This is a genomic window from Sphingobium sp. LMC3-1-1.1, from assembly GCF_040676285.1.
Classification (GTDB): Bacteria; Pseudomonadota; Alphaproteobacteria; order Sphingomonadales; family Sphingomonadaceae; genus Sphingobium.
Map to the genome: position 1 here is coordinate 41,605 of NZ_JBEGHQ010000056.1, position 14,163 is coordinate 55,767.

General features: G+C 64.8%; 18 protein-coding genes. 9 read left to right on the forward strand and 9 right to left on the reverse strand.

The genetic code is table 11. The features are described 5' to 3' along the window. Position 1 precedes the first annotated feature (1 nt). The 9 genes from ctaD to MRBLMC3_RS19005 all read left to right on the forward strand — a co-directional run bounded on the left by ctaD (position 2) and on the right by MRBLMC3_RS19005 (position 7,709). On the forward strand, positions 2–1,669 hold the full coding sequence (gene ctaD / locus MRBLMC3_RS18965; RefSeq protein ID WP_363831337.1) for a cytochrome c oxidase subunit I: 1,668 nt from the start codon (positions 2–4) through the stop codon (positions 1,667–1,669). A gap of 115 nt (positions 1,670–1,784) precedes the next feature. Beyond that, positions 1,785–2,705, forward strand: a complete 921-nt coding sequence (locus MRBLMC3_RS18970; protein ID WP_363831340.1) for a heme o synthase — start codon at positions 1,785–1,787, stop codon at positions 2,703–2,705. Further along, entirely contained in the window at positions 2,702–2,833 is a 132-nt protein-coding gene (locus MRBLMC3_RS18975) for a hypothetical protein (protein ID WP_363738112.1), read from the forward strand. Before MRBLMC3_RS18970 ends, MRBLMC3_RS18975 begins: the two co-directional genes overlap by 4 nt. Next, a complete protein-coding gene (locus MRBLMC3_RS18980; RefSeq protein ID WP_363738113.1) occupies positions 2,833–3,408 on the forward strand; it encodes a cytochrome c oxidase assembly protein in 576 nt (191 codons plus the stop codon). Before MRBLMC3_RS18975 ends, MRBLMC3_RS18980 begins: the two co-directional genes overlap by 1 nt. Before the next feature lie 36 nt (positions 3,409–3,444). Continuing rightward, the gene (locus MRBLMC3_RS18985; RefSeq protein WP_363738115.1) at positions 3,445–4,275 is read left to right on the forward strand and encodes a cytochrome c oxidase subunit 3; all 831 of its coding nucleotides are present in this window, start codon (positions 3,445–3,447) and stop codon (positions 4,273–4,275) included. Between the two features lie 84 nt (positions 4,276–4,359). Further along, the gene (locus MRBLMC3_RS18990; RefSeq protein ID WP_363738117.1) at positions 4,360–4,758 is read left to right on the forward strand and encodes a DUF983 domain-containing protein; all 399 of its coding nucleotides are present in this window, start codon (positions 4,360–4,362) and stop codon (positions 4,756–4,758) included. Further along, entirely contained in the window at positions 4,755–5,381 is a 627-nt protein-coding gene (locus MRBLMC3_RS18995; protein ID WP_363831343.1) for an SURF1 family protein, read from the forward strand. Before MRBLMC3_RS18990 ends, MRBLMC3_RS18995 begins: the two co-directional genes overlap by 4 nt. Before the next feature lie 44 nt (positions 5,382–5,425). Next, entirely contained in the window at positions 5,426–6,826 is a 1,401-nt protein-coding gene (gene thrC / locus MRBLMC3_RS19000; RefSeq protein WP_133653909.1) for a threonine synthase, read from the forward strand. Position 6,827: 1 nt separating this feature from the next. Next, positions 6,828–7,709 carry a class I SAM-dependent methyltransferase gene (locus MRBLMC3_RS19005; RefSeq protein ID WP_363738118.1) on the forward strand — a complete coding sequence of 294 codons (882 nt, stop codon included), beginning with the start codon at positions 6,828–6,830 and terminating at the stop codon, positions 7,707–7,709. 87 nt (positions 7,710–7,796) lie between these two features. Here MRBLMC3_RS19005 and MRBLMC3_RS19010 read toward each other — a convergent pair whose 3' ends face one another. The 9 genes from MRBLMC3_RS19010 to MRBLMC3_RS19050 all read right to left on the reverse strand — a co-directional run bounded on the left by MRBLMC3_RS19010 (position 7,797) and on the right by MRBLMC3_RS19050 (position 13,961). Further along, positions 7,797–8,414, reverse strand: a complete 618-nt coding sequence (locus tag MRBLMC3_RS19010) for a MarC family protein (RefSeq protein WP_363738120.1) — start codon at positions 8,412–8,414, stop codon at positions 7,797–7,799. Then, positions 8,411–9,085: a hypothetical protein gene (locus MRBLMC3_RS19015; RefSeq protein ID WP_363831346.1), complete on the reverse strand. Its 675-nt coding sequence runs from the start codon at positions 9,083–9,085 to the stop codon at positions 8,411–8,413. The genes MRBLMC3_RS19010 and MRBLMC3_RS19015 overlap by 4 nt, the downstream gene beginning before the upstream one ends. Continuing rightward, a complete protein-coding gene (folD, locus tag MRBLMC3_RS19020) occupies positions 9,082–9,975 on the reverse strand; it encodes a bifunctional methylenetetrahydrofolate dehydrogenase/methenyltetrahydrofolate cyclohydrolase FolD (protein WP_363831349.1) in 894 nt (297 codons plus the stop codon). Before folD ends, MRBLMC3_RS19015 begins: the two co-directional genes overlap by 4 nt. A 48-nt stretch (positions 9,976–10,023) precedes the next feature. Then, positions 10,024–10,359 carry a DUF167 family protein gene (locus tag MRBLMC3_RS19025; protein ID WP_363753254.1) on the reverse strand — a complete coding sequence of 112 codons (336 nt, stop codon included), beginning with the start codon at positions 10,357–10,359 and terminating at the stop codon, positions 10,024–10,026. Beyond that, positions 10,356–10,646, reverse strand: a complete 291-nt coding sequence (locus tag MRBLMC3_RS19030) for a YggT family protein (RefSeq protein ID WP_007688568.1) — start codon at positions 10,644–10,646, stop codon at positions 10,356–10,358. The genes MRBLMC3_RS19025 and MRBLMC3_RS19030 overlap by 4 nt, the downstream gene beginning before the upstream one ends. Before the next feature lie 240 nt (positions 10,647–10,886). Then, positions 10,887–11,804, reverse strand: a complete 918-nt coding sequence (gene argB / locus MRBLMC3_RS19035; protein ID WP_363738126.1) for an acetylglutamate kinase — start codon at positions 11,802–11,804, stop codon at positions 10,887–10,889. Between the two features lie 25 nt (positions 11,805–11,829). Further along, complete coding sequence (locus tag MRBLMC3_RS19040) at positions 11,830–12,501, reverse strand: queuosine precursor transporter (protein WP_133653902.1); 672 nt, start codon at positions 12,499–12,501, stop codon at positions 11,830–11,832. Positions 12,502–12,593: 92 nt separating this feature from the next. Next, entirely contained in the window at positions 12,594–13,103 is a 510-nt protein-coding gene (locus MRBLMC3_RS19045; protein WP_363831352.1) for a beta-carotene hydroxylase, read from the reverse strand. A gap of 99 nt (positions 13,104–13,202) precedes the next feature. Continuing rightward, the gene (locus MRBLMC3_RS19050) at positions 13,203–13,961 is read right to left on the reverse strand and encodes a TorF family putative porin (protein ID WP_363738130.1); all 759 of its coding nucleotides are present in this window, start codon (positions 13,959–13,961) and stop codon (positions 13,203–13,205) included. Between the last annotated feature and the right edge of the window lie 202 nt (positions 13,962–14,163).

A 14,163-nucleotide genomic window follows, 5' to 3' on the forward strand; every position in this document is an offset into this window, starting at 1 on the left:
CATGACCACCATTACCGCAGATCATCACGGCGATCATGCTCATGAGCATCATGACGCCGACCACAAGCCGGCCTTCTTCCAGCGTTGGTTCATGTCGACCAACCACAAGGATATCGGCACACTCTATCTGATCTTCGCGATCATTGCCGGTATCATCGGCGGCGCGATCTCGGGCCTGATGCGTGCCGAACTGGCGCAGCCCGGCATCCAGTATCTCCAGACCTGGGCGCAGTTCAGCGATGGCCCCACCGCCACGCTGGACCAGGCCTATCACCTCTGGAACGTGCTGATCACCGCCCACGGCCTCATCATGGTCTTCTTCATGGTGATGCCCGCTATGATCGGCGGCTTTGGCAACTGGTTCGTGCCGATCATGATCGGCGCGCCGGACATGGCCTTCCCGCGGATGAACAACATCAGCTTCTGGCTGCTCATCCCCGCCTTCGCCCTGCTGCTCGGCTCGACCTTCGTGCCCGGCGGCACCGGCAATGGCGCGGGCACCGGCTGGACGGTCTATGCCCCGCTGTCCACCAGCGGTTCGGCGGGTCCGGCGGTCGACATGGCGATCCTGTCGCTCCACATCGCGGGCGCCAGCTCGATCCTGGGCGCGATCAACTTCATCACCACCATCCTGAACATGCGCGCACCGGGCATGACGCTGCACAAGATGCCGCTGTTCGTCTGGTCGGTGCTGGTCACCGCCTTCCTGCTGCTGCTCGCGCTGCCGGTTCTCGCTGCGGCGATCACCATGCTGCTGACCGACCGCAATTTCGGCACGACCTTCTATGACGCGGCCGGTGGCGGCGATCCTGAACTGTACCAGCATCTCTTCTGGTTCTTCGGCCACCCCGAAGTGTACATCATGATCCTGCCGGGCTTCGGCATCATCAGCCAGATCGTCTCGACCTTCAGCCGCAAGCCGGTCTTCGGCTATCTCGGCATGGCCTATGCCATGGTCGCGATCGGCGTGGTCGGCTTCGTTGTCTGGGCGCACCACATGTTCACCACCGGCATGTCGGTGAACGTGAAGATGTACTTCACCGCCGCCACCATGGTGATCGCGGTGCCGACCGGCATCAAGATCTTCTCCTGGATCGCGACGATCTGGGGCGGTTCCATCAGCTACAAGACCCCGATGGTCTGGGCGCTGGGCTTCATCTTCCTGTTCACTGTGGGCGGCGTCACCGGCGTGGTGCTGGCCAATGGCGGCGTCGACGACGTGCTGCACGACACCTATTATGTGGTCGCGCACTTCCACTACGTCCTTTCGCTGGGTGCGGTGTTCGGCCTGTTCGCCGGGTTCTACTACTGGTTCCCGAAAATGTCGGGTCGCATGTACAATGAATTTCTGGGCCATCTCCACTTCTGGGTGTTCTTCGTCGGCGTGAACATGCTGTTCTTCCCGATGCACTTCCTGGGCCTGTCGGGCATGCCGCGTCGCTACCCCGATTATCCGGAAGCGTTCGCCTATTGGAACAAGGTGGCGAGCCACGGCTATGAAGTCATGACCGCGGGCATGCTGATCTTCTTCGTCAACCTTGTCTGGTCGCTGGTCGCCGGCAAGAAGGCGGAGGGTAATCCCTGGGGTGAAGGCGCCACCACGCTGGAATGGACGCTGTCCAGCCCGCCGCCCTTCCACCAGTTCGAAACGCTGCCGGTCATCGACTGATCATCGGCGGGCGTCCCGGTTTGCCGGGACGCAAGGATTGGGGTAAAGGCCGCCAGTCCTGGAATCAGGGCAGTCCCGGCGTGGCCGTCGCGCCGGGACGCCGCGTGAGGAGATTATGGCAAGTTCGCCGATCATGTCCGAAGGTTCGGCTTTCACGATTCCCGCGCACTGGCGGGACTTCGTCGCGCTGACTAAGCCGCGGGTGATGACGCTGGTCGTCTTCACCGGGCTGTGCGGCCTGCTCGCGGCGCCTGGGCATATCCATCCGGTTCTCGCCTTCACCGCAATCCTGTGCATAGCTTTGGGGGCGGGCGCGGCCGCCGCGCTCAACCAATGGTATGAAGCCGATATTGATGCGAAGATGAAGCGCACGGCCAACCGTCCGTTGCCCGCGGGCCGGATGGATCGCCAGTCCGCGCTGCATTTCGGTGTAGGCCTGTCCTTCTTCTCGGTCCTGCTGATGGGTATCGCGACTAACTGGCTCGCGGCTGCCGTACTGGCCGTGTCGATCCTCTTCTACGTGTTCGTCTACACCATCTGGCTCAAGCCCCGCACGGCACAGAATATCGTCATCGGTGGTGCGGCGGGCGCCTTTCCGCCAGTCATCGGCTGGGCGGCGGTCACGGGCGACATCAGCGCGCTTCCGATTGCGCTGTTCATGCTGATCTTCTTCTGGACTCCGCCTCATTTCTGGGCACTGGCCCTGTTCGTGAAGACGGATTATGCCGCCGCCGGCATTCCCATGCTGCCGGTGGTTTCGGGTGAAGTGGCGACGCGGCGCCATATCTGGTTCTACACCGCCATCATGGCCGTGGCCGCCATGGCCCCGGTCCTGTTGCGCCTGACGGGCCCGATCTATGGCACGACGGCGCTGCTCGGAACGGCGCTGTTCGCATTGCTGGCCTTCCAGGTGTTGCGCCGGCGCGAGAGTGATCCTGCGCGGATGGCGCCGGAAAAGCGCTTGTTCAAATATTCGATCCTGTACCTGTTCCTCCTTTTCGGTGCGGTGGTCGTCGACCGCTGGGTGGCCGCATGACCCCCGAGGAGGACGGCCAGATTCGCGCGCGGCAGAAGGCGCGCGCCATCGTGACGGGGCTGCTGCTGGGCGCTCTGGTCATTCTCTTCTACGCGATCACCATCGCCAAGATCGGTGGGGGTCATTGATGGCGAGCCTTCCGCCTTCACCCTTCGACCGGGATCGCCGCAACCGGCGCACCATGATCGGCATGGCTGGCGTAGGCCTGGCGATGCTGGGGCTGGGGTTCGCTTCGGTGCCGCTCTACCGGATCTTCTGCCAGCGGACGGGCTTTGGCGGCACCACGCAGCGCGCCGCTGCCGGCGTGCAGGTGGCAGAAGCGGTCGGGCATCGCATGTCGATCCGCTTCGATTCCAACGTAGCGCCCGGCATGCCGTGGAAATTCTACCCGGAGCGCAGCACCCAGACGGTGACGGTCGGCGCGCGCACCATGGCGATATTCATCGCGAAGAACATGTCGGACAAGCCGGTCACCGGCTCCGCCAGCTTCAACGTCACGCCGCTCCAGGCAGGGGCCTATTTCACCAAGATCCAGTGCTTCTGTTTCACCCAGCAAACGCTGAAGCCGGGTGAACAGGTGCGCATGCCGGTGATCTATTATGTCGATCCCAAGATATTGACGGATGCCGACAATAAGGACACGCAGGAAATCACGCTCAGCTACACCTTCTATCCTGTTGAGCAGGACAAGAAGCCAAGCTAAGGCACAATCATAACGCGAACGGGGATGAGAAACGTCATGGCAGGCGCCAAGAACCACGATTATCATATTCTTCCGCCCAGCATCTGGCCGTTTTTCGGCTCCATGTCGGCGCTGGTCATGGCTTTCGGCGCGATCATGTGGATGCATCCCGATGCGCTGCCCGCCGGCGGCGGCTGGGTGTTCCTGATCGGCGTCGCTGGCGTCCTGTTCACCATGTACAGCTGGTGGGCCAATGTCATTGCGGAGGCTCATGCGGGCGATCATACGCCGGTGGTGCAGCTTCACCTGCGCTACGGCATGATCCTGTTCATCGCATCGGAAGTCATGTTCTTCGTGGGCTGGTTCTGGTCGTTCTTCGACTTCTCGCTCTTCCCCAGCCAGCTGGCGCCGATCGAGGGCATGTTCCCGTCCAAGGGCATCGAGGTGATGAACGCCTTCGAACTGCCGCTGCTCAACACCCTGATCCTGCTCTGTTCGGGCACGACCGTCACCTGGGCGCACCATGCGCTGATTCATGGTGATCGCGACGGCCTGAAGAAGGGATTGACGCTGACGGTTATCCTGGGCGCCCTCTTCTCGTCGATCCAGGCCTATGAATATGCCCATGCGCCGTTCCCCTTCGGCGGCAGTCCGTACAGCTCGGCCTTCTACATGGCGACCGGGTTCCACGGCTTCCACGTCCTGATCGGCACCATCTTCCTGCTGGTGAACCTGATCCGCGCGCACAAGGGCGACTTCACCCCGCGCCAGCATTTCGGTTTCGAGGCGGCTGCCTGGTACTGGCATTTCGTCGACGTGGTGTGGTTGTTCCTTTTCGTCGCCATCTATGTGTGGGGCGGCTGGGGCGCGCCGGTGCACGGCGGTTGATCCTTTCGCCGATCGATTTACGGAAAACGGCCGGACTTGCTCCGGCCGTTTTCTTTTCCGGCCGGGGGCATTATGCCTGAGCCCATGTCCCCGCCAGACCCACAATCCCCTGAGCCGCAGCCGCTGTTGATCGCTTCGGCCCGGGGCGCCTGTCCGCAATGCGGCGCGCCGACTCTGTTCGCGGGGCCTGTGGGCTTTGCCGCGTCATGCAGGAACTGCGGGCTGGACTATGGCCAGTTCAATGTCGGCGACGGGCCCGCAGCGTTCCTGACGCTGATCATCGGCGCGCTGATGGTGGCGATGGCGTTGATATTGGAATTGAAGGTCCATCCGCCGCTCTGGCTGCATATCCTGCTCTGGACGCCGCTGACCGTGGTCGCGGTGATCGGCAGCCTGCGCGTGGCGAAGGGCGCGCTGCTCATCCTCGAATATCGCAACAAGGCGCGCGAGGGGCGGTTGACCGAAGGGGAACGCCAGCCATGAGCCGGCGCTTCCCCCTTGTCCCGACGCTGATCGTGGCGGCGGCGGTGCTGGTGATGGTCGGCCTCGGCATCTGGCAGCTTCAACGCAGGGCGGAGAAGGAGGCGATGCTGAGCCTCGTCGCGGCGAATCCGGTCCGGCCCGCCGTCACCTTTCCGGCCTATCCGCCTGTGCCCGCAGACCTTCTGTTTCGGCGCTCCTCCGCCCATTGCCTGCGTGTCGTCCGCTGGCACAGCGAAGCTGGACGGGCGGCCGATGGGTCGGTCGGCTACCGCTACATCGCCGAATGCGCGACGGGTATCGAGGGGCCGGGGGTGCTGGTCGCTGCGGGCGTCGCCAGGACGCCGGACGCCAAACCCCAGTGGCAGGGGGGGCAGATGCGCGGCTGGATCGGGGAGGAGCCCGACCATCGTTCGCTCCTGTCGCGGATCGGCGGCAAGGCCATGCCCTTGCGGCCCATGCTGATCGCCGGAGAGCCGGTACCGGGCCTCAAGCCGCTGGCCCCGCCCAATGTGGCTGACGTGCCGAACAATCACCTGGCCTATGCGGTGCAGTGGTTCTTCTTCGCTGGGATCGCGGCGATCATCTATGTCCTCGCGCTGCGCAAGCGGAAGCCGCGACCTTAAAAGCTTGCCCGGAGGCGCGTCCGGCGTTACCGCGCTACCCCATCATGCACTATGTAAGCACCAGAGGGAGCGCGCCCGCGCTCGGGTTCGAGGATGTGACGCTGGCGGGGCTGGCGTCCGATGGCGGGCTCTATGTGCCGGAAAGCTGGCCCAGCTTTTCCGCTGAGCAGATACGTGCGCTGGCGGGCCTCTCCTATGTGGAAACGGCAGTGCGGGTCATGGCGCCTTTTGTCGCCGGATCACTGGGCGAAGAGGAATTGCGGGAACTGTGCACCGCCGCCTACGGCCGGTTCAGCCATGATGCGGTGACGCCGCTGGTGCAGCTTGACCATCGCCACTGGCTGCTGGAACTGTTCCACGGGCCGACGTTGGCGTTCAAGGACGTGGCCCTGCAACTGCTCGGCCATTTGTTCGAGCGTTTCCTGTCACGCCGGGACGATCATCTGACCATCGTCGGCGCGACATCCGGCGATACCGGGTCGGCGGCGATCGATGCGGTCGCCGGCCGTGCCAAGATCGATATCTTCATGCTGCACCCGGAAGGCCGTGTGTCGGATGTGCAGCGGCGGCAGATGACGACGGTGCGGGCACCCAATGTCCACAACATCGCCATTGACGGCAGCTTCGACGATGCGCAGGCGCTGGTGAAGGCGATGTTCAACGACGCCGATTTCGCGCGCCGCTTCAACCTGTCGGCGGTGAACAGCATCAACTGGGCGCGGTTGATGGCGCAGGTCGTTTATTATTTCTACGCCGCCGTCCGCCTGGGGGCGCCGGAACGTTCCGTCGCCTTCTCCGTCCCGACAGGCAATTTTGGCGACGTGTTCGCGGGTTATGTCGCGGCGAAGATGGGATTGCCCGTCGCGAAGCTGATGGTGGCGACCAATGTCAACGACATCCTCCACCGCGCCCTGTCCGATGGCGACTACAGCCAGGGGCAGGTGGTGGCGACGGCTACTCCCAGCATGGACATCCAGGTCAGCTCGAACTTCGAGCGACTGCTGTTCGACGCGGGCGGGCGCGATGGCAAGGCGCTGGCCGAACAGATGAGGGGTTTCGAAACGAGCAGGGCGATGCGCCTCACCAATGCGCAGCGGGACGGCGCGGCGGCGCTGTTCACGTCCGCGCGGATCGACGCCGACGCCATGACCATGGCCATGCGCTGGGCCTATGATGCGGCCGGGCAGGTGATCGATCCACACAGCGCGGTCGGCCTGGCGGCGGCGCGGTCGGCCGAGCTCGACCCGGCGGTGCCTGTGGTCACGCTGGCGACGGCGCATGCTGCGAAATTCCCCACGGCGGTCGAGCGCGCCACGGGCATTCGCCCCTCCTTGCCCTCGCGCGTGGGTGACCTGTTCGCACGGGAAGAGGCCTATGCCAAGCTGCCCGGCACCTTCGACGCGGTCACGGCCTATGTCGCGGAGCGCGCGACGCCGAGGGGCTGAGGTGAAACTCCAGACCCTTATCGGTGAGCCCTGGTCCGATTATGGCCTGATCGATTCGGGCCACGGGCGAAAGCTGGAGCGCTATGGCCGTTTCCGCTTCATCCGGCCGGAACCGCAGGCGATGTGGGCTCCGGCGCAGGATGACTGGCAGGCCGACGGCGAATTCGTCCCCGGTTCCGACGAGGAGGGCGGCGGGCGCTGGTTCTATGAGCGACCGGTGCCTGCTGAAGGCTGGCCGTTGGATTGGAACGAAGTCACCTTCCAGTCGAGCTGCACCCCCTTCCGTCATCTCGGCTTCTTTCCCGACATGGCGCCGGTCTGGGAATGGATGCGCGGCCGGATCGCGGACAAGGTCAGCGCAGGTGATCAGGCGCAGGTGATGAACCTGTTCGGCTATACCGGCGTGGGCACGCTGGCGATGGCGGCGGCGGGCGCGCAGATGGTGCATGTCGACGCGTCCAAGAAGTCGGTGGCGCAGGCGCGGGCCAATGCGGCGTTGTCCGGGCTGGAGGATCGGCCGGTTCGCTGGATCGTCGACGATGCCGCAAAGTTCGTGGCGCGCGAGGTACGCCGCGGGCGCCGCTATGACGGCATATTGCTCGATCCCCCCAAATATGGCCGGGGCCCCGATGGGGAAGTGTGGCGGCTGGAGGAGGATCTGCCGGGGCTGATCGCGCATTGCCGGCAATTGCTGGACGCGGACAGCCGTTTCCTGTTCCTGACCGTCTATGCCGTCCGCATGTCGGCGCTGGCGATCGGGGAATTGTTGCGCCAGGCGTTTGCCGATCTGCCGGGCACCGTCGAAGCAGGTGAACTGGTGGTGCGCGAAGAGGCGCGCGGATTGATGCTGCCTACTGCGATCTGGGCCCGCTGGAGCCGCTGAGGCGATTTTGTGCCAGGCGGTGACGCTCCGGCCTCTGGCGTCGCAGCGTTTGAAAGGGAAAAGCATGGCCGCTTTTCCCCGCAATGCTCAGAAACTCGCCTTCAGTCCATCGATCACGAATTGCGCGGCCAGCGCGGCCAGCAGGACGCCCAGCAGTCTTGTGATCACCGCCTCGATCTTGGACCCGAGCAAAGCCATGATCGGCCCCGCCGCCAGCAGCGACCCCAGCATCAGCGCCAGCGTCACGACCACCGCGCCGATCACCACCAGCCGCTCGCTCAACCCCTCGGCCCGCGACATCAGCAGCATGACCGTGGCGATCGAACCCGGCCCGGCGATCATCGGCATCGCCATGGGGAAGACCGACACATCCTCGACCTCGGGCGTTTCGGCGATCTTCTGCGCCCGGTCCTCTCGCCGCTGGGTGCGCTTTTCGAACACCATGTCCATGGCGATGATGAACAGCATGATGCCGCCCGCGATGCGGAAACTGTCCAGTGCGATCCCCAAGGTGCCCAGCAACTGCTTGCCCCACAGCGCGAACAGCAGCAGGATGCCTGCCGCGATAGCGACGGCGCGGATCGCCATGCTGCGGCGCTGGATCTGCGTCGCCCCGGTGGTGAGGCTGGCATAGATCGGCGCGCAGCCCGGCGGATCGATCACGACGAACAGGGTGACGAAGGCGGAGATGAACAGTTCCGTCATTGCGTCGCGGCCACCCTGTCGTCGATCACCATGTCATAGTCGGTCCCGTTCCACATGCGTACGGTCACGCGGCGGCTGCCGTCGGCAGCGACGTCGGCGGTCCAGCTCAGGCTTTCATCGCGAGGGGCTGGCGGTGTCTCGCCCTTTGTCGCCTTGCGGTCCGGCGGCGAGGCGGTGGGTCGAGGGCCGTCCCCGGCGCGGCCGCGCTTGCAGGTCGCGACCTTGCCGATGAGGAATTCGGGCGCTTCACGGGCGCTGGCGAGCGTGTCGCCATGGTCCATGATCCATTTCCACTCGCCCTTCTTGTCCCGCTGCCAGATAGTGGTGAAATAGCCGACCGATCCGTCCGGCCGCTTCCAGCCGCCGGTGCTGGCCGCCAGATTGCCGTCGCAGGACACATAGATGGTCGAGGGGGTCCAGCTTACCGGGGCAGGCGGGTCGGCGCGCCCCTTCAGCCATTGCTTCGCCAACACCCGCTGCGGCACGAACATCACCGCCTCGTCCGCCGCCGTTTCGCGGAAGGCGGTCCATTGCCCCTTCTGCTGCGCGAGCCGGTTGAAGGCGAGTTCGGCCGCGAACACGGAACTGGGGTCGGGCTGATAGCGCATAGGCGGGCGTGCGCCCGCCAGCGCCAGCAATGTCAGGGCCAGGAACGCGGCGCGCGCCTTCACAGCCCCTCCGGCTTTGCGAGCCCCGCTCGCGCATGGGCCGCGACCAGCGTATTGCGCAGCAGGACGGCTATGGTCATCGGGCCGACGCCCCCCGGCACCGGAGTGATGGCGCGGACATGGGCCAGCGCTTCGGCCGTGGCGACGTCGCCGACGATCCGGCTCTTGCCGTCCTCCGTATCGGTGACGCGGTTGATGCCGACGTCGATCACTGTCGCGCCGGGCCTGATCCACTCGCCCTTCACCATTTCCGCCCGGCCCACGGCCGCGACCACGATGTCGGCGCGATGCACGACGGAGGCGATGTCCCGCGTGCGGCTGTGCGCGATGGTGACGGTGCAGTTTTCCGCCAGCAGCAATTGCGCCATCGGCTTGCCGACGATGTTGGATCGGCCGACGACGACAGCTTCCAGACCCGAAAGATCGCCCAGTTCATCCTTGAGCAGCATGATGCAGCCCAGCGGCGTGCAGGGCACCATCGCCTCCTGCCCGGTGGCGAGCAGGCCCGAATTGACGACATGGAAACCGTCGACATCCTTGGCGGGATCGATCGTGCCGATCACCGATGCCTCGTTGATGTGCGATGGCAGCGGCAGTTGGACGAGGATGCCGTCGACCCGGTCGTCGGCATTCAGTTCCTCGACCAGGTCCAGCAATTCCTCCTCGCCTATGGAGGCGGGCAGCTTGAATTCCATGCTTTCCATGCCGGCGGCGACGGTCATCTTGCCCTTGTTGCGGACATAGACGGAACTGGCCGGATCCTCGCCCACCAGCACCACCGCCAGCCCCGGCTTGCGCCCGGTCTTCGCGATGAAAGCGCCGACCCCGTCCGCGACCTTGCCACGAAGCGTCTCCGCAAAGGCCTTGCCGTCGATGATCTTGCCGATGGTCATGATGCTTCAACCTGTTCCTTGATGATGGCGCAAAGCCCGGCGCTGCGGCTACCGCATTTCCTGAGATGTCAGCTGCTCGCATCTCGATTGGAAATGCTCCAGCGTCAACGCCTCACCGCCCCCCTTGATCCGCAGCCGCTTTAGCCGGTTGGTGTCACCCGATTCCAGTGAAATCGCGCTGCGTGGCCACTCCAGCCGCTTCGCCAGCAATGCGACCAGCGCCGCATTGGCCTTTCCCTTTTCCGGCACGGCGCGTACGCGTGCACGCAGCCAGGTTGCGCCCTTGTCGTCCGTCCAGACGCCGCCAATCTCTTCCCGCGTCGCGCCCGGCGTCAACCGGACCGAGAGGATGAGATCGTCGCCGTCCCGGTGCCAGACCGTCACACCAGGCCGAACAGCGGCGGCAATATGGCCTGGCGGATGATCAGAATGCCCAGCAGCACGACCATGGGCGAGAGGTCGAGCGCCCCCAGGTCCGGCAGCACCCGGCGGATCGGATTGTATATCGGCGCCGTCATCCGATCCAGCGCGACCATCACCGTGCGCACGAAATCATTGGAAAGATTGACGACATTGAAGGCGATCAGCCAGCTCATGATGGCCTGGATGATGATGATCCACCACAGCACATCGAGCAGGATGACGATGATCTGATAGAGGGCGTAGGCCATGCGATCTCCGAATTGATGGCCAATCGCTCTAAAGCGATTTCAAGTCAGATGGAACATCTGAACGCCCGGAAATTGCGGAAAACCCATAAGATAGCCTGGGTGCGGACTTCATCAGGCCCGTTGCCGCACCGCGCCCATGGATTTTCGCGACGCCGCGCACGGCGCCCCCGACCGCCGCCTGCCATGCGGCACGCTGGCGGGCCGCCCATGCGCTTTGCTTCAAGCCCGAAGGGGCCCGGTTCACCGGCGGACTAACGTACCCGCACCGCGATCGGTGAAGATTTCCAGCAGCATTGCGTGCGGCACCCGCCCATCCAGGATGACGGCGGCGTCCACCCCGCCTTCGACCGCCCGGACGCAGGTTTCCAGCTTGGGGATCATGCCGCCGCTGATGGTGCCGTCCTCTTCCAGCCCCCTGATCGCATGCGGGTCCAGGTCGGTCAGCAACTGGCCCTGCTTGTCCAGAACGCCGGCGACATCGGTGAGGAGGAAGAAGCGGGCCGCCTGCAATTCCGCCGCGATGGCGCCCGCCATGGTGTCGGCATTGACATTGTAGGTGTGCCCATCCGCGCCGATGCCCACGGGCGCGACCACCGGAATGATGCCATTCTGGGTCAGCGTGTCCAGGATGCTGCGGTCGACCCTCACCGGATCGCCGACAAAGCCCAGGTCGACATTGCGCTCTATGCCGGAATTGGGGTCCGCCTCACGCTTGCCCAGCACCTTTTCGCACAGGACCAGCCCGCCATCCTTGCCCGAAATGCCGACGGCCCGGCCGCCCGCGCCGGATATCCAGCCGACGATTTCCTTGTTGATCGATCCGGCCAGCACCATTTCCGCGATCTGCGCGGTTTCCTTGTCGGTGACGCGCAGGCCGCCGACGAACTGCGACTCGACGCCCAGCTTCTTCAGCATCGCGCCGATCTGCGGACCGCCGCCGTGGACGACGACGACATTGATGCCGACCGCCTTCATCAGCACGACGTCCTCGGCGAAATCGCGCGCCGCCTCGGGATCGCCCATGGCATGGCCGCCATATTTGACGACGAAGGTCTTGCCCGCATAGCGCTGCATATAGGGGAGCGCCTCGACGAGCGTTTCGGCCTTGGCGAGGAGCGCCGGATCGGGGGCGTGCTTGCTGTTCATGCGCGGGCGCATAGGGCACTATGCGCGTCGCCGCAAGCTAACGGTCCAGGCGGCGCCCCAGCGCGACCAGCGCATAGAGGACGGGCGGCACAAGCAGCGCCGACAGCGTGACCTTCGCCAGCATCTGCCCCAGCAGCAGCTCCCCGATCGGGAACACCCCGTAAAAGGCGATGGAGACGAAGAGCAGCGTGTCCGCGATCTGCGACAATATGCTCGCCACCGCGGCGCGCAGCCAGAGCAGGCGGCTGCCCTCGCGCCCCTTGAGTGCGGCGAAGAGGGTGACGTTCAAGGTCTGGGAAATGCCATAGGCGATGATCCCGCCGAGCCAGATCCGGGGCGTGCCGCCCATCATCAGCGCAAAGGCATCGCGCCGCGCCGGGTCCATGTCGCTCGCGGCGGGTACGGACAGCACGGCGATGGAAAGCAATATGGATGCGATCAGCGGCAGGAAGCCGATCCGCACCAGCCGGTTGGCGACGGCCGGGCCGTGCAGTTCCGCCACCGCGCTGGAAATCGTCACCAGCAGCAGGAAGGCGAAGATGCCCGCCTCCACCGCCAGCGGGCCGAGGCCGAACCAGGGACCGATGGCCGACAGGGGCCCCAGCGTCACCTGCTTGTTGCCGAGCACGCCGGCAATGCAGACCATGCCGCCGTAGAAGATCGAAAATACGAAGAGCGAACGCGCGATCGGTGCGGGATGCGAAGCCATTGCCGGCACTTACCGGGCTTTGGGCGGAGTGGAAAGCGGTTAGAGGAGGCGCGGCTTCGGCGAAGGGCTATCCGGCGCCGCACGCATGGGCTTCAGCCCTCCAGAACGCCCTTGGCGGCGCGCAGTCCGGCCTTGCCGTTGCGGGCGAGGGCGCGTTTCAGCGCATCCGGACTGGGCGCCACGAGAAAGCCGAAGCTGACGCAGCCCTGCTTCGTCTCGACCGCATGATGCAGGCGATGGGCCTGGACGATGCGCTTCATATAGGCGGAGCGCGGCACATGGTGATGGCGGACGCGGCGATGGACGATGATGTCGTGGAAACCCAGATAGATGGCGCCATAGGCCGCGATGCCGGCGCCGGTCGCCGTCGCCCAATCGCCCCAATGCCATTGCGCGCCCCCCAGCAGCAGCAGGATGGAGGGCATGGCGAAGATCACGAAATACAGGTCGTTCGCTTCCCAGCGGCCGGGGCGTTCCCGATGGTGGCTGGCGTGCAGGAACCAGCCCGGCCCGTGCATGACCCAACGGTGCATGACATAGGCGAAGCCCTCCATCGCGGCGACGGTCACGAGGAAGAGGAGGATCAGCGAGAAGGCGGTCATGCGCCCTTTATAGGGCGCGGCCCGCACCCAGGCGAGCCGCAAAGCGCAAAAAAGGCCGCGCCCACGGGGAGCGCGGCCTCTTCATCCTTTTTCAGGCGATCAGAAGGATGCGGTGACCGAACCGACCACTGCGCCCCTGGCCGCATCGCGGAAGTTGCCCGCAGCAGCCTTGGGACGGAAATGGGTGTCCGTGTCGACATAGCTGACGCCGAAGGTCAGATGGCTCCACGTATAGGTCGCGCCGACGCTCCAGTCGGTGTAGCCCTTGCCGACCGGGACCAGATAGCTGGGCCCGAAGCTGTGGGCCAGATGCGCCGTCACGCCCAGCGGGGTGTTCGGGATGCTGGCCGACAGGTCACCGGCGAGGTACAGGTTGTCTTCCTTGTGAATGCCGTCGACGGTGAGCGCCTTCTGCTTGGGCGCATAATTGGCGGTCACCTTGGCGGTCGCCGGGCCGAACGTGCCCTTGATGGAGGCATAGGGCTCGACGAAATCGGTGTTCGCGCCGGCCGAACCGGGATAGTAGTAATAGAGAACGCCGACGTCGAAGGTCGCCGCGCCGACGGTCTTGGAATAGCCGGCGATCAGGTCGAGTTCCTGGTCGCTGCCATTGGCGACATAATCATCGATCGAGCTGCCCCAGGTCGAGACGTAGAAGCCCGAGCTGTGCGTCAGGGTGATGCTGCCCTGCAGCGCGAAACGCTTGTCGGTCTGCGAGATGCCGCGGAAGCGATAGTCGGTCACCACGGCGGCCGTGCCGGTCACGGTGAGATCGGGCGTGGGCTCGTCCTGAGCGAAAGCGGGTGCCGACATGGCGGCAAGGGCAAGGGCCGAGAGGCCGAGTATGGACTTACGCATATGATGTCCCCTTGATGGTATCTGCGATGGTCCCACCTGCGTCATGGTCCCGGATCTCTATTGCCCTGTGCGGGATGGACCGGGTTGCCTCAACGAAGGAGGAGATGCCCGCCGCCGTTGCAGCGCACAAGATTTTATTGCGGAACGATGACGTTTGCGTCTGTAATGTTGCTGGTCTGCAACAAATTTAGGCATGATTGTG